This is a genomic window from Marinobacter sp. 2_MG-2023, from assembly GCF_030546935.1.
Taxonomy (GTDB): Bacteria; Pseudomonadota; Gammaproteobacteria; order Pseudomonadales; family Oleiphilaceae; genus Marinobacter.
In genome coordinates, this window is sequence record NZ_JAUOPH010000003.1 from 534,848 (window position 1) to 557,944 (window position 23,097).

Genomic DNA, 23,097 nt, shown 5'->3' on the forward strand with positions numbered 1-23,097 from the left:
CGACTCCTAATCTCTTGGTGGGGGCGGCGCCAGAACCTCACGGGCGCCATTATGGCCCGCTGAACTGACCACTCCCGACGCTTCCATGGCCTCAACCAGATTGGCCGCCCTGTTGTAACCTATCTTGAACTTTCTCTGCACGGAGGATATCGACACCCGGCGCCCCTCTGTCACAAAAGCGACGGCTTCATCAAACAGTGCATCACCCTCGCTATCGCCACCGTCAGATAATGTGGGCACACCGGGCAGACTTTCACCCTCAGCGCCGTTGAGAACATCATCCACATACACGGGTTCACCCCTGGCCTTCCAGGCGCTCACCACACGGTGAACCTCATCATCGTCTACAAAGGCCCCGTGGACGCGGACAGGTAGCCCGGAGCCCGGCGGCAGGTAAAGCATGTCACCGTGCCCAAGAAGCTGCTCGGCACCACCCTGATCCAGCACTGTGCGTGAGTCGATCTTGGAAGAGACCTGGAACGACATTCTCGTTGGAATGTTGGCCTTGATCAGGCCCGTGATGACATCCACTGATGGCCGCTGGGTTGCAAGTATCAGATGGATACCTGCCGCCCTCGCCTTCTGGGCAATCCGGGCGATCAACTCTTCAACCTTTTTACCAACAATCATCATCATGTCGGCAAATTCGTCGATAACCACCACAATAAAAGGCAAATGATCCAGTTCCGGGCGTTCCTGTTCGTCATTGGCCAGATATTCATCTGGCTTCCAGAGTGGATCAAGAAGAGGTTCGCCAGCCGCCGCAGCGTCTTTCAGCTTCCTGTTGTAGCCAGCCAGGTTTCGGACACCCAGAGCCGCCATTAAACGGTATCTTCGTTCCATTTCAGCCACACACCAGCGCAGCGCATTTGCGGCTTCTTTCATGTCTGTAACGACCGGGGCCAACAGATGGGGAATTCCGTCGTAGATGCTTAGCTCCAGCATCTTGGGGTCGACCATGATGAAACGTACGTCTTCCGGGCCGGCCTTGAGCAACATACTCAGCAACATGGCGTTGACCCCTACCGATTTACCAGACCCGGTGGTACCAGCAACCAGCAGATGGGGCATCTTGGCGAGGTTTGCCACCATCGGGTTCCCACCTATGTCATTACCCAGTGCCATTGTCAGTGCCGAGCTGGACTCGGTGAACACTCTTGCGCTCAAAACCTCACTAAGGCGAACAATCTCCCGCTTCTCATTGGGGATTTCGATACCGACGACGGATTTACCCGGGATTACCTCCACAACCCGAACGCTGAGCACAGCCAGGGACCGCGCAAGATCCTTTGCCAGGTTGGAAATTTTACTGACTTTAACCCCCGCAGCCGGCTTTATCTCAAACCGGGTAATCACCGGTCCCGGGTTAACTTCAACAACCTCAACCGACACGCCGAAGTCGGCCAGCTTTTCCTCAAGCAGGCGCGACATATGCTCCAGCGCCTCCTCGGAATAGCCGCTTTCTTTGTGTTCCTCTGGCGGGTCAAGCAGTGAGACAGGAGGGATCGGGCTCTCTATGTCCTCAAGCAACGAAGGTTGCGAGTTTTTAGCGTTGCCGGCATGCGGTGTCTGTTCATCTTTTTTGAACGGCGAGATCTTCAGGGAGCGGCCGCTCCCGGAAGGTGCTTTTTCTTTAGCAGAAGGCGCCTTCTCTTTAACAGACGCACTCGGCTGTGCATTTCTTTTCGAGGGTGCTTCATCTCTGGAACTGAAGCTTTCCAGGCGTGCTGGCTCTGCTTCCTCGTCAGCAGAGAAACCTTCAAGGGCTGGCTCCAGGCGCCCCTTCGTTGGCTTTTCCGATCTGGCTTTCTTGTTCGGGCCAAAGCCAGGGATTTTGTGCCACCAACGCCCGCGTGCCTTTTCTTGCTCGGGTTCAGGCCCAGGTGCGGGGCTATGGGCTGTTTTTGCAGGTATTGCAGGTTTCTCGGACGCCGGCCTGGATTTATCCGGCGTCGCCAGTTTCTTCAGCGCCTGACCCAGACGAATAGCAAGGCCGCCCAGTTGATCCATCAGCCAGAACCATGAAAGGCTGAGGGTAACCGTCAATGCGAAGAGAAATATAGCAATAAGCAGTAGTGTTGTTGCCGGAAGATTAAAGAAACGGACCATGGCGTCCGCGACTGTGGTTCCAAGCACACCGCCCGACGTGGCCCCCAGTCCAAATACCGAATAAAGGGACAGAAGGCTGGTCGCTGATAACAAAATCAGAAGGAAGCCGCCGAACCTCATTAAAAACAACGGCCAATGTAGATCCAGCGGTTCGTTTCTGCAGCGGAACAACATGATAGCGTACCCTGCGACCATCACCGGGAACAGGTAGGCTACGTGGCCGAAAAAATCTCTCAGCAGGCTAGCAAGCCAAGCTCCGGAGCGGCCGGCTGAATTAAGTACGCTGGTATCATGGCCAATGCTGGCCCAGCCAGGGTCTGCGGGGTTAAAAGTAACCAGCGCCATGGCCAGATAGATGCACAGCGCTACCAGGCCAATCACTGCACCTTCGCGCGCGCCCTGAGCTGCAAGGCGGCGAAAGCGGAGCTGTTTCTCTGTCAGTTGCTGTGGTGATTTCTTCGCTTTTGCAGATTCGGCCATGAATGCTCAAACGTTAAGTGTTGCTTGCGTTCTGAAGCGCCTGAAAGCCTCTGTACAAATCTGCTTTCAGGTCTTCGACTGCTTCGATACCAACCGAGAGTCTCAGAAGGTTTTCTGTAATGCCAGCTCTGGATTTGTCTTCGGGAGAGAGCCGCCCGTGTGTCGTGGTCGCCGGATGGGTAATCGTCGTTTTCACGTCACCAAGGTTAGCTGTAATTGAAATCATCCGTGTTGCATCGATGAATTCCCAGGCTTCCTCCCGACCACCTTTGAGGCAAAACGCCAGCACGCCACCAAAACCTTTTTGCTGCTTTTTGGCAAGTGCATGCTGCGGGTGGCTTTCCAGTCCGGCGTAATAAACGTGTTCGACTTCCGGTTGCTGCTCAAGCCATACGGCCAACTCTAACGCATTGTCGCAGTGGGCTCGCATACGGATTGGTAAGGTTTCCAGCCCCTTATGGAAAACCCAGGCGTTAAAGGGGCTCATAGTGGGGCCGGCAGATCTGAGAAAACCGTAGACTTCTTCCATGAGCTTTGTTGCGCCAACAACTACACCGCCTACACAACGGCCCTGTCCATCCAGATACTTGGTTGCAGAATGAACAACTATGTCCGCACCATGTTCCAGAGGGCGCTGTAGCACGGGCGTACAAAAACAGTTATCCACCACGAACAGTGCGTCATTATCGTGGGCAAGCTTCGCCAGTGCCTCCATATCGGCAACTTCACAAAGCGGGTTCGATGGGGTCTCGATAAACAGCATACGCGTGGCTGGTCGTATCGCGGCGGTCCACTCTTGCGTATCAGTAAGACTTACAAAGGTTGTTTCTACGCCAAACCTGGCCATGTATTTCTGAAACAACACGTTGGTCGTTCCGAAAACGCCACGAGAACAGATAACATGGTCACCGCTCTTCAGCAGCGCCATGCAGGTGCTGAGAATGGCGGCCATACCCGATGCTGTCGCTACAGCACGCTCTCCGCCTTCCATCGCCGCGATGCGCCCCTCGAAAGCCTGAACCGTCGGATTGGTGAATCGGGAGTATATATTGCCCGGCTCATCTCCCCCGAAACGCGCTGCTGCCTGAGCCGCACTATTGTAGACAAAACTCGAGGTCGGAAAAATTGCATCACTGTGTTCAAGCTGGCCAGTTCGGAGCTGCCCTGCCCTCACCGCCAATGTATCCAGAGACATTCCGTCCAGATCCGATTCAGGAATCTGGGCGGTTTCTTCGCGGTAAAAAGTCATTAGCGTCTCCTGACAAGGCTTGCTGTTCAGTCTTCGTCGTTGTAGAGGTCGATGATGCCGTTATCAGCTGACCCGGTGTTAACATCCCCTGAGCGGGTGACATCATTACGGGACTCATCAAGGCGATTGAGATAGGCCTCATCAATATCACCGGTTATATAGTCCCCGGTGAACACAGAACACTCCCACCCTTCTATGCTCTCGTTTACATCGCTGACACAAGTCACCAGATCCTCCAGATCCTGATACAGCAGCCAATCGGCTCCGATCAGATCGCGAATCTCCTCAACACTTCTTTCGTGAGCAATCAACTCACTGGCCGACGGCATATCTATGCCGTATACATTGGGGTATCGAACCGGTGGCGCAGCAGATGCGAAGTAAACCTTTCGTGCGCCGGCGTCTCTGGCCATCTGCACAATCTCTTTGCAGGTGGTGCCGCGGACAATGGAATCATCAACCAGCATGACGTTTTTGCCTTTGAACTCCAGATCAATGGGGTTCAGCTTCTGACGCACAGATTTTTTACGCATGGTCTGGCCAGGCATAATGAAAGTGCGGCCGATATACCGGTTTTTGATAAAGCCCTCGCGGAATTTCACGCCCAGCCGGTGCGCCATCTGCATTGCCGAGGTCCGGCTGGTATCAGGAATGGGCATAACGACATCTATGTCATGGTCCGGGCATTCTCGCAGAATCTTATCTGCCAGAGTTTCACCCATCCGTAGCCTCGCCTTGTAGACGGAGACGCCATCCATGATGGAATCCGGCCTTGCAAAATAAACATGCTCGAAAATACACGGGTACAGGCGGGGTTCGTGTGCACACTGCTGAGTGTAAAGAGTGCCATCAGTTTCGATGTAAACGGCCTCGCCTGGTGCTATGTCTCTTACCAGTGTGTACCCGGCTGCGCTTAGCGCAACGCTCTCGGAAGCAATCATGTATTCCTTCCGGCCGCTCTCGGAAGTACGTTCACCGTAACAGGCCGGACGGATACCATTTGGATCGCGGAAGCCGACGATGCCGTACCCGGTAATCATCGCAATAACCGCGTAGGCACCGCGGCAACGCTGGTGAACCGCTCTGACTGCCGAGAATACTTCTTCCTTGGTCGGATCAAGCTTGCGCAGCTTTTGCAGCTCGTGCGCAAAAACGTTCAGCAGCACTTCTGAATCCGAATTGGTATTGATATGGCGAAGGTCTGTACGGAACAGATCCTGGCTCAATTCATCGGCGTTGGTGAGGTTACCGTTGTGAGCCAAGGTAATGCCGTACGGGCTGTTCACATAAAAGGGCTGTGACTCAGAAGAACTGGAGCTGCCCGCAGTCGGATACCGCACATGACCTATTCCGACATTGCCGACCAAACGCTGCATATGGCGAGTATGGAATACATCGCGAACCAGTCCATTGTCCTTGCGCAGATAGAAGCGTTCATCCTGGAAGGTAACAATGCCCGCTGCATCCTGGCCCCGGTGCTGAAGTACAGTCAGCGCATCATAGAGCGACTGATTTACGTGAGAAGTACTGACGATGCCGACAATGCCACACATGGATAAGGTAATCTCCGAGTGTTAATTCTGAATGTTAGCGGGATGCGGACGTGGGTTCCACGGCCTTTTGAGGTTCCGGCTCCAGGAAACGGGCGAACTCGTCACCAAACGTTCGCCTGGACCAATCTTCGACTACTGCCAGGCGGTCGATCATGATTGACGTCCTCCACCAGGTATCCTGAGCCAAAGGGGTGTAACGGATAAATGCGATCGCAACGATCACTACAACAATTCCCCGCAGAAGGCCAAACCCCATGCCCAATACCCTGTCCGTCGCAGAGAGACCCGTTGCACGAACGAGGTGTCCGATCATGTTGTTTATGATAGCTCCAACGATGAGCGTACCAAAAAAGAGAATGGCAAAGGCAGCAATAAGACGCACCAACGGCGTTTCAACTGTGCCCTCAAGCAGGGCCTGCATCTGGGGATGAAAGGTTCGCGCAAGAATAAATGCACCCACCCACGTCACAAGAGACAGCGCTTCTTTCACGAAGCCCCGCTTCAAACTGATGAGAGTGGAAACTGAAATCAGGGCAATTATAACCCAGTCAATCCAGATCAGCGCTTCCATGGAAATCCCGGTGGAGAAAAGGAAGCGCGAATTCTATCAGGAAACGCCGGTTCGCCAAACCGCCGGAACCACATAAAGCAGTGTGAAAAGGTTATTTATCGCCAGATGTGACAAGACTGTTCAAGCTAAACGCCTTATCCAGTGCACGTTTTGCTGATTCTGCCTCGGTTTTCTCGGCAAATGGTCCACTGAAGACCCGCGTAAGCGTGCTGTCGCCCCGAACGACCTCCTGAAGGTGGGAATTGTAGCCCTTCTCGCGCACCTTGTCCCTGAGACGACGAGCGTTGTCGCCGTTACCAAAGCTGCCTAACTGCACAACCCATGCACCTTCCAGGGAACGGGTAAACTCGGCACTTTCTTGTTCGGTCTGTGCAGACGGCTCAGTTTGTGCGGGTGCGCTTGGCTTTTCTTGCGGAGCTGCAGCGGTAGTTGGAGAGACAGACGGAGAGGGAGCAGGCTCAGTTTGTACCGATTCCGTCGCCTGAGGCTCAGGGTTTGCAGTGCTATCAGGTACAGGCTGAAGCGCCGATTCATCACTTTCAAGAATTCGGTAGTCTTGGACGCCCGAGTCTGCTGTTGCAGGCTCATCTTGCTGGTAAGGAGGCGGAGGTGCCACATCCGAAACGGGAGCTTCAACTTCCGGGAAAGGCGGTTCTTCGGGAATATTGATCGTAGTAGACGTTCGCTCAGAGTGAGGTTCATCGAACACCATGGGCACAAAGATAACGGCCAGTGAAACCAGGACCAGCGCACCGATTATTCTTTGTTTCAATCCATCCACGTTATTTGACTCCCCGCCTGGTTGACCCAGCACATACTAACCGCCTGCATGCCATAACTCAAAGCCCCGGGAACCGCTATGGACAAAGTTTAAGGCGCCCGGGTTCACTCGCTCAAAGGAGCAAAGTGCGTGCTTCTGCGACAGTAAAAAAAGAACCAAATACAATGATGATGTCCTTTTCTCCTGCGTTAGCCTTTGCCTCGGAAATTGCTGCGGCCACAGAACTATAGGCTTTGACCTGGGGGCTGCTACTCCCGTCGTGCAGCTTACCAAACAGCGACCCGGACTCCAGTCTTTGCCACAAAGCGACGGAATCCAAACCTCTGGGAACATCAAGTCCTGCCAGATACCAGTCATCAACAACCGGAGCCATAGCGCTGGCCACGCCCTCCACGTCTTTATCGGCAAGAGCGGCATAAACCGCGAAAACCTTCTGATCTTCACCCTTCAATGCCTGGAGCCTTTTGCAAAGCCAGCCAGCAGCGTGAGGATTATGGCCTACATCCACATACAGATCCGGATTGCGTCCCAGGCGCTCGAACCGTCCTGGCACCTTGACACCACACAGAGCTGTCTCGATCACGTCTTTTTCGAGACCAGGCTCGAGTACACGCACTGCTACCACTGCCGCAGCGACACTCTGAACTGGAAGAGGCCCAGACGGCAATCTGAACCTGGCCTCCTGTACATGAAGCCTTGTGGTGATGTCGCCGGAATCCTCTCTGGCCTCCTGGATGGTATAGTCCCGCCCCCCAAGAATGAGCGCTACCTTCTGAGCCTCTGCCTGCTGAATAACGGAGCGCGGAGCATCAACATCGGCAACGACCGCGGGTATTCCAGGGCGAAGAATCCCGGCTTTCTCAAAACCGATAACCTCACGGTTATCTCCAAGAAACGCCACGTGATCAATGTCGATGGACGTTATAATCGCCAGGCTGGCATCTAAAACATTAACCGCATCAAGGCGGCCGCCAAGGCCAACCTCAAGAATCCAGTCCTGCACACCAGCTTCGGCCAGCGCAACAAAAGCCGCCAGTGTGCCAAATTCAAAATAAGTCAGTGTTACTGAGCCACGAGCAGCTTCCACTTTTTCGAACGCACAGACCAGACCCGCATCATCAATGTCCTGGCCGTCGATACGTATGCGTTCGTTATATTTCTGTAGATGGGGAGATGTGTAGGCGCCAGTTCGCCGCCCGGCTGCCTGAAGAAGTGCTTCGAGCGTCGCAACCGTGCTGCCCTTCCCGTTGGTACCGGCGACGGTAACGACCCGTACCGCAGGCTTCTTGCGGAACAGGCGACGAAGTACCACCAGAACCCGGTCAAGCCCCAGGTCTATTTCGGTAGGGTGTATCAGTTCAAGCCAGGACAGCCACTGATCAACTGTCGCCCCGCCCCCCGGTGCTTCAGGAGGGCGGGATTTCTGTTTATTCTGCGGCTGGCTCAATGTCTGGCTTTTCCGATATTTCAAATTCTATGGGGTCTTCCGTATCGGGCCGTTCTTGCCCGGTGAACTTGGCCAGGACATGTGCAATACGCTCACGCATCTGGTGGCGATGCAGAATCATATCAATTGCACCATGCTCCAACAGGAATTCACTGCGCTGGAAACCTTCGGGCAGCTTTTCCCGGACCGTCTGCTCGATAACCCGCGGGCCGGCAAATCCGATCAGTGCATTGGGTTCTGCAATATTAAGGTCGCCCAGCATTGCAAGGCTTGCGGACACACCACCAAAAACAGGGTCGGTCATGACGGAGATGTACGGAATACCTTCCTGTTTCATACGTTCAAGCACGGCAGCCGTTTTTGACATCTGCATCAGGGAAAGAATGGCTTCCTGCATACGAGCGCCGCCGCTCGCGGAAAAACAGACCAGGGGGATACGCTCAGCCAGTGCTACGTTGGCAGCCTGGACAAACTTTTCACCAACAACCTGCCCCATGGAGCCGCCCATGAAATTGAATTCGAAGGAACAAGCGACCAAAGGGACATTCAGCGTTTTGCCCTTCATCGCGACAAGCGCATCTTTCTCACCCGTAGCTTTTTGAGCTTGTACCAGGCGATCCTTGTAACGCTTGGAGTCCTTGAACTTCAGCCGATCCCAAGGCTCAAGACCGGCTCCGATTTCTTCACGCCCTTCGGCATCAAGAAAAATATCGAGGCGCCGGCGAGCATCGACTCTCAGGTGATGGTTGCACTTGGGGCAAACATCCAGGTTCTTCTCCAGTTCCGGCTTGTATAGAAAGGCGCCGCATTTCGGGCACTTTTTCCAGAGACCTTCCGGAACACCTGTTCTGCGATTGGATTCCGAGCGAATTTTGCCCGGCATTATCTTGTCAAGCCAGTTACTCATGGTTATATCCTGTCCTTTGATTCTGACTCACCTTCACCTTCAGGATCAGGAAGCCAGGCTGTCCAGTGCTTCGCGCATCGGGTTGAGCAGATCGGTCAGTGCCCGTTTCAGAGCTTCGATGTCTGCCTGATTTTTGGCTATTGTATCGACCAGCACACTGCCAACAATTACACCATCGGATACCCGTCCCACGGCAGCCGCTGTTTCCGCATCGCGAATCCCAAAGCCAACACCTACAGGCAAAGCCGTTAATTCGTGAATATGAGCTACTTTTGCGGCGACTTCGTCTACGTTTATTCTGGCAGCTCCGGTCACGCCATTGAATGAAACATAGTACACATATCCCGAAGAGTGATCGGCAATAGCACGAATTCTTTCATCAGTCGTCGTTGGCGCCAGCAGGAAAACCGGATCCAGCCCCCTCTGGGAAAACAGAGGCGCAACATCATCGGCTTCCTCCGGCGGCAGATCCACCGTAAGAACTCCGTCTACGCCAGCCTCCACAGCCGCGTCGGCAAAGGTTTCATAACCCATGGCCTCAATGGGGTTAAGGTAACCCATCAGCACAACAGGGGTTGTGTCATTGGTTTCTCGGAACTCTCGCACGATCGCCAGGACGCGACGCAAAGATGTGCCGTGTTTGAGCGCGCGCTCACAGGCCAGCTGAATAACCGGACCGTCGGCCATCGGATCAGAAAAAGGCACGCCCAATTCAATAATATCCACACCCGCATCAACCATAGTGTGCATCAAACCAACTGTCTCATCCGGATGCGGGTCACCGGCAGTGATAAATGGAATTAGTGCCTTGCGTCCTTGTCCTTTGAGGGTCTTTAGAACCCCTTCAATTCGGCTCATGCCTGCTCCTGTCGATTCATCAGAGTTCGATACCATCCAACTGCGCAACGGTATGAATATCTTTGTCGCCGCGTCCGGATATGTTAATGACAACCATTTGGTCTTTATCCATCGTAGCCGCAAGTTTGACTGCATAAGCCACTGCGTGGGCAGTTTCCAGTGCTGGCATGATGCCCTCGACCAGGGTCAGCATACGAAAAGCTTCCAGCGCTTCGTCGTCCGTAACGGAAACGTAGTTCGCGCGCCCGATATCTTTCAACCAGCTATGCTCTGGCCCAACGCCTGGGTAATCCAGACCTGCACTGACCGAATGGGTGCCTGCAATCTGCCCGTTCTCATCTTCCATAAGATATGTACGGTTGCCATGGAGTACACCAGGGCGCCCGGCACAGAGCGGCGCTGCGTGCTGTCCGGTTTCAATGCCAAGCCCACCGGCTTCAACGCCGTAGAGTTGCACAGATTCATCCGTCAGGAACGGGTAAAACATGCCAATGGCGTTGGATCCACCACCAACACAAGCGACCAGCGCATCCGGGAGTTTTCCTGTCTTTTCCAGGGACTGACTGCGGGTTTCACGTCCGATCACTGACTGGAAATCCCGAACCAGCAAGGGGTATGGATGTGGCCCGGCAACAGTGCCGATGATATAGAATGTCTCATCAACATAAGTAACCCAGTCGCGCATAGCATCGTTCATTGCATCTTTGAGTGTGCGGGTTCCGCTCTCAACCGCATGCACCTGTGCCCCCAGAAGCTTCATACGATAGACGTTAAGCGACTGACGCTGCACATCTTCTGCGCCCATAAATACGTGGCATTCCAGTCCCAGGCGGGCACACACGGTTGCAGTCGCAACACCATGCTGTCCGGCACCCGTTTCAGCGATAATTCGCTTTTTGCCCAGAAAGCTGGCCAGCAGGGCCTGGCCAATCGTGTTGTTAACCTTGTGCGCACCGGTATGGTTGAGATCTTCGCGCTTGAGCCAGATCTGCGCGCCTCCGGTTTCGCGGGTAAGGCGCTCGGCAAAGTACAGTGGGCTGGGGCGACCGACGTAATCTGCGAGATCCTTGTCAAACTTTGCCTGGAATTCCGGATCCTTCTTGAGTCGAAGGTACTCCTTTTCCAGAATCATCAGGGAGTCCATCAGAGTCTCGGATACGAACCGACCTCCAAAGGCACCGAAATGCCCTCTGTTATCAGGTAGTGCAGTAAGCATTTCTTCAGTCAATTTTACAGACACGGTGGACCTCTTTAATAAAGTCAGAAATTTTTTCGATGTCTTTAATGCCTTTGCTTTTCTCAACGCCGCCGCTGACATCTACAGCCCAGGGTTTCACCTGCTCTACCGCCTTGAATACGTTATCAGATGACAATCCACCGGCCAATATAAGTGGCAAGGGACGTTCTAGCGGGACCAGGTCCCAATTGAATGATCGACCGGTACCGCCATAATGGTCAGGGTCCCATGCATCCACCAAAAGACCCGCTGATGACTGGTATTCTGTGAACGCCTGTTCAATCTGCTCCGCACTCTGAACACGCACAGCCTTGATCCAACGGCGACCGAACTGACTGCAAAAATCTGCCGTCTCATCGCCATGAAACTGAAGCAAGTCCAGCGGAATTCGATCTAGGACTTCCCTGACCTGCTCTGCTGATGGGTTCACGAACAATCCAACAACTGACACAAATGCAGGTACCTGTCTGACGAGCACCTCGGCATCAGCAACCGTAACCGCGCGTGAGCTAGGCTCGTAGAACACGAACCCCAAGGCATCAGCCCCGCTCTCTACCGCAGCTTTCACATCTTGAACACGAGTCAGACCACAAATTTTGACGCGTGTATTCATAGCACTGTTACCGGTTGTTGTTTCGGGTGGATGTGCGTCGGATGCACCGGACTATTTTCTGCCCGGCTGAACCAGGGCCGGAGAAACCCCGGGCCACACTCTGCAGCAGGTATTGAAAAATCATCGGGATATCCTACATCAACCAGATACAAGCCATCTGGCGGAGCCGTTACACCTGCAAGCGTGCGATCTTTTGCAAGCAGTATGTCACGAATCCAGTTCTCCGGCTGATTTCCAGTACCTACAGCCATGAGTGCTCCGGCAATATTCCGAACCATGTGATGCAGAAAAGCATTGGCCTGCACATCAATTACGACGAAATTCCCTTTCCGGGTTACCTTTATCTGTTCAAGAAACCGAACAGGTGTCCGGGATTGACAGCCAGCAGCACGAAACGACGAAAAATCATGCTCTCCGACAAGGGCCTGGGCTGCAATATGCATGCGCTCCGCATCCAGCTCACGAAATGTCCAGCTCACCTGTCCGCGCTGAATACCAGGCCGCACCGGGCTATTGTAGATAACGTAGCGATAACGCCGGTACACCGCAGAGAAACGCGCATGGAAATCGGCACCGCCATTTCCTGCCCAGTGAACAGCAATGTCGAATGGCAGAGAGGTATTGATACCCATAACCCATGAGCGAAGGTTGCGGATAGCAGATGTTTCGAAATGCACAACCTGATAGCTAGCATGCACACGGGCATCAGTGCGCCCGGCGCATACAAGATCTACTGGATGGTCAGCGACTTTCGTTACAGCCTTGGTGAGCTCGGCCTCAACCGAACGAACTCCCGATTTCTGAAGCTGCCAACCATGGAAATTGCGGCCGTCATACTCGAAAGCCAACGCGACCCGTCCGCCGCCGATAGCGTTATCCGTTGTAAGTTCCTGCGGGTAGAGAAACAAATGTACATCCGGGAAGTATGTTGCTGAAAACACAAAACGCCGGCTGAATGCCGGGACAATTCCCGGCGGCCGGCGCTTGCTGACTCAATAGTCTGATTATAGCGGATCAGGACAGATTTTTAAGCAAATCCTGAGCTTCAGCTTTTTGCTCGTCGTCCCCTTCAAGAGCAACCTCTTCGAGAATGTCCCGAGCCCCATCGCTGTCACCCATTTCAATGTAGGCTCTTGCGAGATCCAGCTTGGTCGCTGCTTCGTCAGTTCCTGCGAGGAAATCGAAATCATCGTCGTCACCCAGATCATTTTCATCAATCTCAGCAACAGGTGATTTCGTAACGGCGTCCTGAACTTCGTCGGAAGCCACCGGCAGATCTTCGTCGGACGGCTCTTCGGTCAATTCCTCAGGTGCGCCATCTTCGTTTGCCAGGTCGTCTTCGCTGAGCGCGTCATCCAGGGAGAGTTCGTCTTCCAGGGACAGCTCATCGTCCTCAAAGCTCGCGTTGGCAGAATCTGCAGAATCCGAGAATTCTCCCATCAAGGCAAGATCCTCATCAGACACATCCAGCTCAAGATCATCAAGCGTGGACTCTTCCATCTCCAATTCACCAAGCTCGTCTTCTTCATTGGCGACCTTGTCCAGTTCAGCATCCAGCTCATCAAGGAAAGATTCATCAAGCGAATCAATCGCCGCGCTTTCTGTTTCAGGCGCAGTTTCCGGGGCTTTTTCGGGGGCCAGGTCAGCCAGAGGTTCTTTCGGTTCTTCAGGTTCATCGAGATCTATTTCGAGAGAGGAGAAATCACTTTCCTCTTCAGGTTGATCTGCATCAGCACCATCTTTCGCCTTTGAAAGCTCTAATCCCGTCAGATCATATTCGATCAGATCGTCGCTGCTACTCTTCTCCGCCTCGTTGTCTTGTGCATCAGCAGACTTCTCTGACTCTTCAAGTGTATCGAGGTCGAAATCAGCCAGATCAGAATCGAAATCACCGAACTCGTTCTCAACCTGTTCTTCACGGCTTGAGTCGTACTGATCCGCAAGGAGCTCATCCGACAAGGATGTATCGGCGTTTTCAAAATTTTCAGAGGCATTGAACGGCTCTGAAGCAGTTGACTCTCCACCCAAGGATCCGGAGCGAAGCTGAGATTCAAGATCATCAATGCTAGGCATCGACTCTGCTTCTTCAAGACGTGAGCGAAGCTCGTTTGCCTGAGCTGTTGCTTCATCGTCTTCCAGGATCTGAATTTCGCTAAACTGCTTCTCGAACGATTCGCGGTCCTGATTGTCTGCGTAGACACCCAGCAATTTGAGACGCAAGTCGGTACGGCTTGGCTCCCGCGAAATAGCCGTTTCCAGAGTCTGCGCCGCCTGATCATATCGACCATAAGCTACATAGGCGTCGGCTTCCTCCAGGGGATTGCCGGTGGCGCCCTGCTCCGATTCCTCTTCATCCAGACTCAGGTCGAAAGAATCTTCGGCGCCATCTGGCTCGTTATTGAGTTGCTCGTAAAATGCTTTCTCACGTTTGGCATTACGCCGAGCTAGAAGCAGAAGAATGAGCATCAGGATTATCAGGCCGCCACCGAGGGCGATCTGATACAAGGTGTTGCCGGTAATGGCATCAATCACGTTGCCCGGGAAACCTTTGTCAGCGACTACAGGTTCCGGCTTGGGCTGAACCTCAGCCTCCGCCTTTTCTACCGGTTCTGATTGTGCAGGCTGATCACCTGACGCAGGGACCAGATCATTACTGGTCGCATCCTCTTCGACCCCTGTCGCCGTACCCTCCGCATCACCTTCTCCATGCTCCATATCCGCAGCTTCATCGGATGGGCTGACAGATTCCTGCTCAACGTCAGATTCAGAAGCATCCATCTCGCCAACTGCAGCTGCAGGCTCGCCAGAATTTTCCTGGCCGGGCTCAAGAATGGACTCATCATCGCCTGCCATCTCTTCCGACTGTTCGGGCGCTACTCCCTCTTCACCGGAAACCAAAGCCGTGTCATCTGCGGCATCAGCAGTCTCGGCCATGTCAGCAGTCTCAGCCGTGTCGGCAGTCTCGGCCAAGTCAGCAGTCTCAGCCGCGTCAGCGGCATCATTTGCAACGGTTGTCTGCTGAATCTCTGCTAATTGGCTGTTTTTGAGCTCCAACAAGCGCTGCAGGGTTTGTACCTGATCCTGAAGGTCATCAACACGGGTGTTAAGCTCGTCGTTTTCCCTGCGGGCACTTTCAAGTTCTTCCATGGCAACGGCAGTACCGGCATCCGCGCCTCCTGGAAGCTGACCGTCTCCACCAGCGGAACCGCCTTCAGTCTCGCTCCGAGCGCCCTCATCATCAGCAACAAGAAGTTTGAGTTCGTCACCCCCTGATGAGGCCACCTCAGCGCCAGCACCGTCTGCAGGCTGCGGAGCAACCGTCGCATCGACTGTGCGTCTGGGCTGCTGGAATTCCTCGTTCTGTTGCGCAACGGCGCGCGTGGCCTCAGCTCGTGTACGGCTGCGAATCTGATCCGCAGAAGGAACACGCAGCACCTCGCCACGCTTCAATCTGTTGATGTTATTGCCAATGAATGCGTTCGGATTCAGATCCTGCAGAGCCAACATAACTTGCTGCATCGACAGACTATTATCCGGCCGCACTTCTGCCGCGATTGTCCATAAGGTGTCAGATGCGCCCGTAGGTCCGAACGTATCAGCACCATAGCCAGCGCTTGAGGCACGTGACTGCTCAACCCTTGCCTGGCGACGAACCGATTCGGCGCTGCGCGTAGATGTTCCGGACTGGGCTGCCGGGGCACTTGAGGGCGCACGAACCTGCTCGGATACACCGGACTCTTCGGCATAAACCGGAGGATCTACAAGAACGGCATACTCACGCATCAGCCGGCCATTAGGCCAGGTCAGCTCGAGTAGAAAGTTAAGGTACGGCTCTCGCAGAGGCTCTCTGGATGAGACATTAACAACGAGGCTACCATCAGAACGGGTCGCCACATCGAAACGAAGTTTCCCAAGAAACTGATTCCGCTGCAGACCAAGGCGTTGATAAGCCCTCTCCGGAGCTATGTTCACGAACACATCACCGGGGTCCACCCCCTGGCTTTGTGGCAGAACAATTTCCGCATCCATTGGCTCATTCAGATAAGACTGAAGTTCAATTTCACCCAGCCCGAGGGCTTGAGCGACGCCGGATCCGAGTCCTCCAGCCAGAGCCAGTGCAACCGCAAGCTTGCGTACCTTCATGCTTTTTCCTTTCCAGTCCCCGTTACTCGTGACTGATTTTTTTCAAACAGGATCTGCTTTGGCTCTTAAACTTCCGCCTGCAGAATTCTCGTTCGATATGACGTGTTTTTAATTTTCAGTCCGGCAAGTATTGTTGATAAAGCCTATTTTATCAATCAATCAGCGGCAATCGTTGCACCATTGATTTACCTGTTGCACGGAACTCCCTAGTCTCGCTGAAAATAACAGGGGCGGAGCCTGAAATCAGCCTCCGCCCCCTGACCGGCTTTCTGAAACCGGACACAGTTGGCATTTATTGCCTCTGTGTAACAATTCTTAACGTTCCTGCAGAATTCGCAACATACGGCGCAACGGCTCTGCCGCTCCCCAAAGAAGCTGATCACCTACGGTAAATGCAGAAATATACTCAGGCCCCATGGTCAGCTTGCGAATACGCCCGATAGGCACACTCAGAGTCCCGGTCACCTTGGCAGGTGTCAGTTCTTCAATGGTCGCGTCGCGATCATTAGGGATAACCTTAACCCAGTCGTTGGCCTTGGCCAGGATGGATTCGATCTCTGCGACCGGCAGGTCTTTCTTCAGTTTGATGGTCAAAGCCTGACTGTGGGAGCGCATAGCGCCAATGCGCACGCAAAGGCCATCAATCGGAATCGGTTTTTCTGAGCGACCAAGAATCTTGTTGGTCTCAACACCTGCTTTCCACTCTTCCTTGCTCATCCCGTTATCAAGCTGCTTGTCGATAAACGGAATCAGGCTTCCAGCAAGCGGTACCTGAAAGTGCTCGGTAGGAAAGCCATCGGAACGCATGGTTTCAGTCACTTTCCGATCAATTTCCAGAATCGCCGAAGAGGGGCTTGCCAGCTCATCTCCAACGCTGCGGTTAAGTTCTCCCATCTGATTGAGCAACTCACGCATATTCTGGGCACCAGAGCCGGAGGCGGCCTGATACGTCATGGGGGAAACCCATTCAATCAGATCCTGTTCCAACAAACCGCCGAGGGCGAGCATCATCAAACTGACCGTGCAGTTGCCACCAATGTAATCCTTCACGCCACTGTTCAGAGCAGCGTCTATGACATTGCGATTTACAGGGTCCAGAACAATGACAGAGTGATCCGCCATCCGCAGCGTAGATGCCGCATCAATCCAATAGCCTTCCCAGCCTGCGTCACGCAGCTTCTGATAGACCGCATTGGTGTAGTCACCGCCCTGACAGGTCAGCACCACATCCAGAGTTTTCAGAGTTTCGATATCGAATGCATCCTGCAATGGCGGGACACCCTCTTTCCCCACGTCCGGAGCTGGCTGGCCAGTCTGGGAAGTGGAGAAAAATACCGGATCGATATCAGCGAAATCACTTTCATCGCGCATACGCTGCATGAGGACAGAGCCCACCATACCGCGCCAGCCTACAAGTCCAACTCGCTTCATGTGCGACCTTTGAACCTCTCTTGTGCCCACCCCTGACTATATCGCCGGCAGGGACGGGATGAATGATCCCGCAGCAACCGCATCGCGTTGCTGTCGGGCAGTATCGTAATTACAGAGCAGCCAGTACCGCTTCACCCATTTCACGGGTAGAGACCTGAGTACTGCCTTCCGACATGATATCCGCCGTACGCAGCCCTTGGTCCAGCACCTTGCTAACAGCCGTTTCTATTGCAGCAGCAGCCTTTTCTTCATCAAGACTGTAACGCAACATCATGGCAACACTGAGAATAGTTGCCAGCGGATTGGCTATGCCCTTGCCGGCGATATCAGGAGCCGAACCATGGCATGGCTCATACATGCCCTGTTTTTCAGAGTTCAGTGATGCCGACGGCAACATGCCTATAGAGCCTGTTAGCATGGCTGCTTCGTCAGAAAGAATATCACCAAACATATTACCAGTCACAATCACGTCGAACTGTTTTGGTGCGCGAACCAGCTGCATTGCGGCGTTATCCACATACATATGGGACAGTTCCACGTCCGGATACTCGCGCTTCAGATCGTTCATTACTTCACGCCAAAGCACGGTAACTTCGAGCACATTGGCCTTATCAACCGAGCACAGTTTTTTGCTGCGCTGCTGTGCGGCCTCAAAGGCCACCCTGCCGATACGGCGGATTTCGGATTCAGTGTAAGCGTAGGTGTTATAGCCCTGGCGTTCGCCACTCTCGAGCACACGCACACCCCGCGGCTGGCCAAAATAGATACCACCGGTGAGCTCACGCAATATCATGATATCAAGCCCTGAAACCACCTCAGGCTTGAGGGAAGAAGCTGAAGCCAGTTGCGGATAAAGAATTGCCGGGCGCAGATTGGCAAACAGCTCCAGATTGGAGCGCAAACCTAACAAACCTTTTTCAGGGCGTTTTGCCATGGGCAAGCTGTCCCATTTCGGCCCCCCTACAGCGCCCAAAAGAATCGCATCGGCTTTACCCGCTTTCTCGAGGGTATCCTCAGGCAGTGGACTGTCTGTTTCGTCCAACGCGGCACCACCGACCAGGCCCGACTCAAAATTGAGTTTCAGGTCAAATTTCTCATTGATGGCATGCAGGACTTTTTCGGCTTCTGCGACAATCTCTGGGCCGATGCCGTCACCTGGTAAAAGTAATACAGTTCTGGACATGATGAGTTTCCAAACCTTGGTAAGCCGGGTCGGGGTTGACCCGGCAAGTTATAAGTATCGCCGAAATGGGCGTTAACGAAGCGGCCTATTGGCCTGCGCCAAACAACCATGGAGCAGTTTGGCGACGCTGATCTTCGTATGTCTTGATCAGCTCGGCGTCTTCCAGTGTTACGCCAATATCATCAAGCCCGTTAAGCAGGCAATGGCGACGGAAGTCATCCACATCAAATCCGAACGACTCACCAGACGGCGTGATCACAGTTCTGGCCTCCAGATCCACCGTCAGCTGATACCCTTCCGAAGCCTCAGCCTCCTGAAACAACTGATCAACAATTTTCTCTTCAAGAACAATTGGTAACAGGCCATTCTTAAAGCAGTTATTATAAAATATATCAGCGAAACTCGGGGCAATAATAACCCGGAAACCGTAATCATCAAGAGCCCAGGGAGCATGCTCACGGCTGGACCCACAACCAAAATTACTGCGTGCCAAAAGTACACTGGCATTTTTGTATCTAGGTTGATTGAGCACAAAATCCGGATTCAAGGGGCGCTGGGAACAATCCTGGTCAGGCTTTCCTTCGTCAAGATAGCGAAGCTCATCAAACAGGTTCGGGCCGAAGCCAGTACGCTTGATAGATTTCAGAAACTGCTTGGGAATGATCATGTCCGTATCCACATTGGAACGGTCCATGGGGGCCACAAGGCCCTGGTGTTGCGTAAATGCGCGCATGGTTCAGTTCTCTCCTGTGGCTCAGTTCAGCAGTTCGCGAACATCAACAAAATGGCCGGCTATTGCAGCGGCGGCTGCCATGGCCGGGCTAACCAGATGAGTGCGCCCCCCAAAGCCCTGCCGGCCCTCGAAGTTGCGATTAGACGTAGACGCACAGTGTTCGCCCTGCCCCAACTTGTCTGCATTCATCGCCAGACACATGGAACAACCTGGGTCACGCCATTCGAGGCCCGCTTCGATAAAGATCTTGTCGAGGCCTTCCGCTTCCGCCTGCGCTTTTACCAGTCCGGAGCCTGGTACAACCATTGCCTGCTTTAGACTGTCAGCCACCTTTCGGCCTTTGACCACAACTGCCGCCTCACGAAGATCTTCAATACGGCTATTGGTGCAGGAACCGATAAACACCCTGTCGAGCTTAATATCGGTAATCGCCTGGTTCGGGTTCAATCCCATGTACTTCAGTGCCCGCTCAATGCCTTCGCGCTTGATAGGATCTTCTTCTTTCGATGGGTCCGGAACCTTGCCGGTAACGTTCGTGACCATTTCCGGAGACGTACCCCAGCTTACTTGCGGGAGAATATCTGCGCCTTCGAGCTCAACCACTTTATCAAACACAGCGTCCATATCGCTGTGCAAGGTTCGCCAGTATTTAACGGCTGCGTCCCAGGTTTCACCCTTGGGTGCGAATGGGCGGCCCTTGACGTAATCGATGGTCGTTCCATCAACGGCAACCATACCAACCCGGGCACCGGCTTCGATGGCCATGTTGCAAATGGTCATACGGCCTTCCATGCTGAGGCTCTGAATGGCCTGGCCGCCAAATTCGATCGCATGGCCGGTGCCGCCTGCGGTACCGATTTTGGCGATAATTGCCAGTACGACGTCCTTACCGGTCACACCCTTGCCCAGCTCACCGTTTACCTTGACCAGCATGTTTTTCATTTTCTGCTGAACCAGGCACTGAGTCGCCAGCACATGCTCAACCTCGGACGTACCAATACCGTGGGCAAGACAACCAAACGCACCGTGGGTAGAGGTATGCGAATCACCGCAAACAATGGTCATACCCGGTAGCGTTGCACCTTGTTCCGGACCAATAACATGCACAATGCCCTGACGCTGATCCTTGATCTTGAACTCAAGAATCCCGAACTCATCGCAGTTCTTGCCAAGCGTCTCCACCTGGATACGGGAAACCGGATCAACAATACCGTCAATACCTTTCGCACGATCAGTCGTCGGAACGTTGTGGTCTGGCGTTGCCAGGTTGGCATCAATGCGCCACGGCTTGCGTTTTGCAAGGCGCAGCCCCTCAAAAGCCTGAGGTGATGTCACTTCGTGCAGGAGTTGCCGGTCAATGTATATCAGCGCAGAACCATCGTCCCGCTGCTTGACCAGATGGTCGTCCCACAATTTGTCGTATAAAGTTTTACCCGCCATGATTCTCTCTCACTCTCTGGAGGCACAGTTTTTGATTCTCTGGGCCCATCATATCGCCCACCCCTGAATAACCGCAATTCATCTTTATCATTCATCGCATTCCAGATGGTTATAGATTAATCTTCACCTACCGGAACTCGTCCAGGACCACGAACATTGGATTCCAACGCCCTTAAAGCCTTTATTACCATTGTCGATCAGGGCTCCTTCTCGGAAGCCGCCGAGCAACTGCATCTGACCCAGCCCGCCATCAGCAAACGCCTCGCTGCCCTGGAAAATCAGCTTGGTACTACCCTGGTGGATCGAAGCCATCGGCAACTACGCATGACTGACTCTGGTGCCAGGCTACTGCCTCATGCCCGAAAAATTCTCGATGAAATCCACAATGCCCGAATTGCGCTATCTCCGGACTCAAGCTTGATTGAGGGTGAATTGCAGATTATTGCCAGCCACCACATAGGACTCCACCACCTGCCTAACTGGTTACGCCGATTCAAGCGTGAATATCCTCAGGTTGCCATCAACCTGCAGTTTATGGAATCAGACGCGGCCTATGAACAAATGCGTAAACGCAACGCTGAACTCGCCTTCGTCACACTGAGCGACAGCATGATTCCAGGTTTTGACGTTTTCGCCCACTGGCCCGACCCCATGGCATTCGTCGTAGGTGCGGATCATCCTGTAGCTCTTCTGGATCGGCCAAGACTGGCTGACCTCGCAAAACACCCTGCTCTACTGCCCGACACGACAACCTCGACCTATCGTGTGATAAGCCGCCTGTTTCTCGAAGAAAACCTGCCCCTGCACCCACAAATGCCGACCAACTACCTGGAAACCCTCAAGATGATGACCAGTGTCGGCCTGGGCTGGAGCGTACTTCCCCTGAGCATGGCAGACGGGAGCCTGAAAGTACTCGATGGTGTGCTGGCAAAAAAAACAGCGGCCGAGCATCGGGTTTCCCGGGTGCTGGGCGCTATAGGACTTACCGGCAGACAACCCGGCAACGCCGCTAAGGCACTCTTATCTATTGTTCAGGAAGAAGAAGACGGCCTTGAGTAGGGATCAGGTGGAGCCTGAAGCCACCGGGTTGTTATAACGATCGCAATTGCCATAGCAATTGCGCCGCCCCAAAAAGCGGCAGACGTGCTGAGACCTTCGACCAGAAAGCCCGACATCCAGGCGCCCAGCGCACCACCAGCGCCAAACGTCAGCCCACTGTAGAGCGCCTGTCCCTGGCCATGGTGGTGCTGACCAAAAAAGCCCTGCACATACTGAACCGAAACCGCATGAAGTGCGCCGTAAGACGCCGCGTGTAACAGTTGCGCGAACAGCAATACGGCCAGGACATCTGTTAACGCCGCGATCAATACCCAGCGGATCATTGTCAGCACAAGCGCACCAATCGCAATCTGCCGCACCGTAAAATTACGGGTTAAGCGGTGCATAACCAAAAACAACCCGATTTCTGAAACCACCCCTAACGACCAAAGCAAACCGATCGCAAGATTGCCATAGCCGTGCTGCTCCAGATGAATACTGAAAAACGTATAGTAGGCGCCGTGGGAAACCTGCAGCAGGAAATTCATCAGAAAGAACGCGACCACCGCAGGATGCGTCACAATTGCCTTCAAACTGCCCTTGGGGGCCGGAGGCTTGCGTTCACCACGCTCAGCCGGCAAAAGAAACGCAGACACGACAATTCCAACAAACACCGGCAGCAACAGCCAAGGCAACCAGCTGATCGAGACCCAGTCCAGAATCAGGCCAACCCCCGCCACAGCACCAATAAACCCGACCGAGCCCCAGAGCCGGACCTTGCCATACCGTTCGCGATGCTCACCGAGCGAGCGCAGCGTTATCACCTCATAGAGAGGAAGAATGGCGTTCCAGAAAAACGTAAAGGCCATCATCACCAGCAACAACCCGTAAAACCCTGGCTCCAGAAAAACCCCGGCAAAAAACAACGAACCGGTTATGGCACCTAAACGAACAAGCCGGACCCTCTGGCCGGTTTTATCCCCCAGATGCCCCCAGAGGCTTGGCGCCACAATTTTCGTGAGCTGAATGGTCGCCATCAAGGTGGCTATTTGCAGATAGGAAAATCCCTGCCCCTGGAGGTACAAAGACCAATAAGGCAAAAGGCCGCCCAAAAGGGCGAAAAACCAGAAGTAGAGATTGGAAAGGCGCCAGTAAATACCCGTTCTCCCCGCATATTCAGATAGTTGAGAGGCATACGCGGCGGGTAGACGTAGAATGCCGGTTAGCTTGGGCTGGCCTGGTCGTTCAAAAACGTGGAGCGCCAAGGATGGCGCGACCGAGCCCTACACGGACGTATTCACGGGCGTTTTTTGAACGACCAGGC

18 protein-coding genes are annotated in these 23,097 nt (G+C 53.7%); 1 reads left to right on the top strand and 17 read right to left on the bottom strand.

Translation table 11 applies throughout. The features are described 5' to 3' along the window. Positions 1-6: 6 nt before the first annotated feature. From Q4501_RS09810 to leuC, 16 genes are all read right to left on the bottom strand, one after another. A complete protein-coding gene (locus tag Q4501_RS09810) occupies positions 7-2,589 on the bottom strand; it encodes a DNA translocase FtsK (RefSeq protein WP_303596037.1) in 2,583 nt (860 codons plus the stop codon). A gap of 13 nt (positions 2,590-2,602) precedes the next feature. Next, positions 2,603-3,838 (bottom strand): O-succinylhomoserine sulfhydrylase, encoded by a 1,236-nt coding sequence (locus tag Q4501_RS09815; protein ID WP_303596038.1) that lies wholly within the window; start codon positions 3,836-3,838, stop codon positions 2,603-2,605. A 26-nt stretch (positions 3,839-3,864) separates the two neighbouring features. After that, a complete protein-coding gene (purF, locus tag Q4501_RS09820) occupies positions 3,865-5,391 on the bottom strand; it encodes an amidophosphoribosyltransferase (protein ID WP_303596039.1) in 1,527 nt (508 codons plus the stop codon). Positions 5,392-5,425: 34 nt separating this feature from the next. Then, positions 5,426-5,962 carry a CvpA family protein gene (locus Q4501_RS09825; RefSeq protein WP_303596040.1) on the bottom strand — a complete coding sequence of 179 codons (537 nt, stop codon included), beginning with the start codon at positions 5,960-5,962 and terminating at the stop codon, positions 5,426-5,428. 91 nt (positions 5,963-6,053) lie between these two features. Then, on the bottom strand, positions 6,054-6,743 hold the full coding sequence (locus Q4501_RS09830) for an SPOR domain-containing protein (protein ID WP_303596041.1): 690 nt from the start codon (positions 6,741-6,743) through the stop codon (positions 6,054-6,056). 112 nt (positions 6,744-6,855) lie between these two features. Continuing rightward, on the bottom strand, positions 6,856-8,190 hold the full coding sequence (gene folC, locus Q4501_RS09835) for a bifunctional tetrahydrofolate synthase/dihydrofolate synthase (protein WP_303596042.1): 1,335 nt from the start codon (positions 8,188-8,190) through the stop codon (positions 6,856-6,858). Then, entirely contained in the window at positions 8,171-9,097 is a 927-nt protein-coding gene (accD, locus tag Q4501_RS09840) for an acetyl-CoA carboxylase, carboxyltransferase subunit beta (RefSeq protein ID WP_303596043.1), read from the bottom strand. Before accD ends, folC begins: the two co-directional genes overlap by 20 nt. 45 nt (positions 9,098-9,142) lie before the next feature. Then, complete coding sequence (gene trpA / locus Q4501_RS09845; RefSeq protein ID WP_303596044.1) at positions 9,143-9,955, bottom strand: tryptophan synthase subunit alpha; 813 nt, start codon at positions 9,953-9,955, stop codon at positions 9,143-9,145. 19 nt (positions 9,956-9,974) lie between these two features. Continuing rightward, positions 9,975-11,171, bottom strand: a complete 1,197-nt coding sequence (gene trpB, locus Q4501_RS09850; RefSeq protein ID WP_303596199.1) for a tryptophan synthase subunit beta — start codon at positions 11,169-11,171, stop codon at positions 9,975-9,977. Positions 11,172-11,175: 4 nt separating this feature from the next. Further along, complete coding sequence (locus Q4501_RS09855; protein ID WP_303596045.1) at positions 11,176-11,805, bottom strand: phosphoribosylanthranilate isomerase; 630 nt, start codon at positions 11,803-11,805, stop codon at positions 11,176-11,178. Further along, positions 11,802-12,713 (bottom strand): tRNA pseudouridine(38-40) synthase TruA, encoded by a 912-nt coding sequence (gene truA / locus Q4501_RS09860; RefSeq protein ID WP_303596200.1) that lies wholly within the window; start codon positions 12,711-12,713, stop codon positions 11,802-11,804. The genes Q4501_RS09855 and truA overlap by 4 nt, the downstream gene beginning before the upstream one ends. Before the next feature lie 106 nt (positions 12,714-12,819). Continuing rightward, positions 12,820-15,948 (bottom strand): FimV/HubP family polar landmark protein, encoded by a 3,129-nt coding sequence (locus Q4501_RS09865; RefSeq protein WP_303596046.1) that lies wholly within the window; start codon positions 15,946-15,948, stop codon positions 12,820-12,822. A gap of 315 nt (positions 15,949-16,263) precedes the next feature. Next, a complete protein-coding gene (gene asd / locus Q4501_RS09870) occupies positions 16,264-17,379 on the bottom strand; it encodes an aspartate-semialdehyde dehydrogenase (protein ID WP_303596047.1) in 1,116 nt (371 codons plus the stop codon). Between the two features lie 109 nt (positions 17,380-17,488). Continuing rightward, positions 17,489-18,562, bottom strand: coding sequence for a 3-isopropylmalate dehydrogenase (leuB, locus tag Q4501_RS09875; protein WP_303596048.1), 1,074 nt, complete (start codon positions 18,560-18,562; stop codon positions 17,489-17,491). A gap of 85 nt (positions 18,563-18,647) precedes the next feature. Continuing rightward, the gene (leuD, locus tag Q4501_RS09880) at positions 18,648-19,295 is read right to left on the bottom strand and encodes a 3-isopropylmalate dehydratase small subunit (RefSeq protein WP_303596049.1); all 648 of its coding nucleotides are present in this window, start codon (positions 19,293-19,295) and stop codon (positions 18,648-18,650) included. A gap of 21 nt (positions 19,296-19,316) precedes the next feature. Then, the gene (gene leuC, locus Q4501_RS09885) at positions 19,317-20,735 is read right to left on the bottom strand and encodes a 3-isopropylmalate dehydratase large subunit (RefSeq protein WP_303596050.1); all 1,419 of its coding nucleotides are present in this window, start codon (positions 20,733-20,735) and stop codon (positions 19,317-19,319) included. Between the two features lie 156 nt (positions 20,736-20,891). Between leuC and Q4501_RS09890 the strand changes: the two genes are divergently transcribed. Beyond that, positions 20,892-21,794 carry a LysR family transcriptional regulator gene (locus Q4501_RS09890; protein WP_303596051.1) on the top strand — a complete coding sequence of 301 codons (903 nt, stop codon included), beginning with the start codon at positions 20,892-20,894 and terminating at the stop codon, positions 21,792-21,794. On the opposite strand, the gene Q4501_RS09895 is transcribed toward Q4501_RS09890, so the two are convergent. Beyond that, entirely contained in the window at positions 21,767-23,038 is a 1,272-nt protein-coding gene (locus Q4501_RS09895; protein ID WP_303596052.1) for an MFS transporter, read from the bottom strand. The genes Q4501_RS09890 and Q4501_RS09895 overlap by 28 nt on opposite strands. Positions 23,039-23,097 lie beyond the last annotated feature (59 nt).

What these genes read in the sequence shown, in the direction of transcription:
- Q4501_RS09810 (WP_303596037.1), bottom strand. Translation starts at nt 2,589, where the DNA reads ATGGCCGAATCTGCAAAAGCGAAGAAATCACCACAGCAACTGACAGAG.
- Q4501_RS09815 (WP_303596038.1), bottom strand. Translation starts at nt 3,838, where the DNA reads ATGACTTTTTACCGCGAAGAAACCGCCCAGATTCCTGAATCGGATCTG.
- purF (WP_303596039.1), bottom strand. Translation starts at nt 5,391, where the DNA reads ATGTGTGGCATTGTCGGCATCGTCAGTACTTCTCACGTAAATCAGTCG.
- Q4501_RS09825 (WP_303596040.1), bottom strand. Translation starts at nt 5,962, where the DNA reads ATGGAAGCGCTGATCTGGATTGACTGGGTTATAATTGCCCTGATTTCA.
- accD (WP_303596043.1), bottom strand. Translation starts at nt 9,097, where the DNA reads ATGAGTAACTGGCTTGACAAGATAATGCCGGGCAAAATTCGCTCGGAA.
- trpA (WP_303596044.1), bottom strand. Translation starts at nt 9,955, where the DNA reads ATGAGCCGAATTGAAGGGGTTCTAAAGACCCTCAAAGGACAAGGACGC.
- trpB (WP_303596199.1), bottom strand. Translation starts at nt 11,171, where the DNA reads ATGCTTACTGCACTACCTGATAACAGAGGGCATTTCGGTGCCTTTGGA.
- Q4501_RS09855 (WP_303596045.1), bottom strand. Translation starts at nt 11,805, where the DNA reads ATGAATACACGCGTCAAAATTTGTGGTCTGACTCGTGTTCAAGATGTG.
- Q4501_RS09865 (WP_303596046.1), bottom strand. Translation starts at nt 15,948, where the DNA reads ATGAAGGTACGCAAGCTTGCGGTTGCACTGGCTCTGGCTGGAGGACTC.
- asd (WP_303596047.1), bottom strand. Translation starts at nt 17,379, where the DNA reads ATGAAGCGAGTTGGACTTGTAGGCTGGCGCGGTATGGTGGGCTCTGTC.
- leuB (WP_303596048.1), bottom strand. Translation starts at nt 18,562, where the DNA reads ATGTCCAGAACTGTATTACTTTTACCAGGTGACGGCATCGGCCCAGAG.
- leuD (WP_303596049.1), bottom strand. Translation starts at nt 19,295, where the DNA reads ATGCGCGCATTTACGCAACACCAGGGCCTTGTGGCCCCCATGGACCGT.
- leuC (WP_303596050.1), bottom strand. Translation starts at nt 20,735, where the DNA reads ATGGCGGGTAAAACTTTATACGACAAATTGTGGGACGACCATCTGGTC.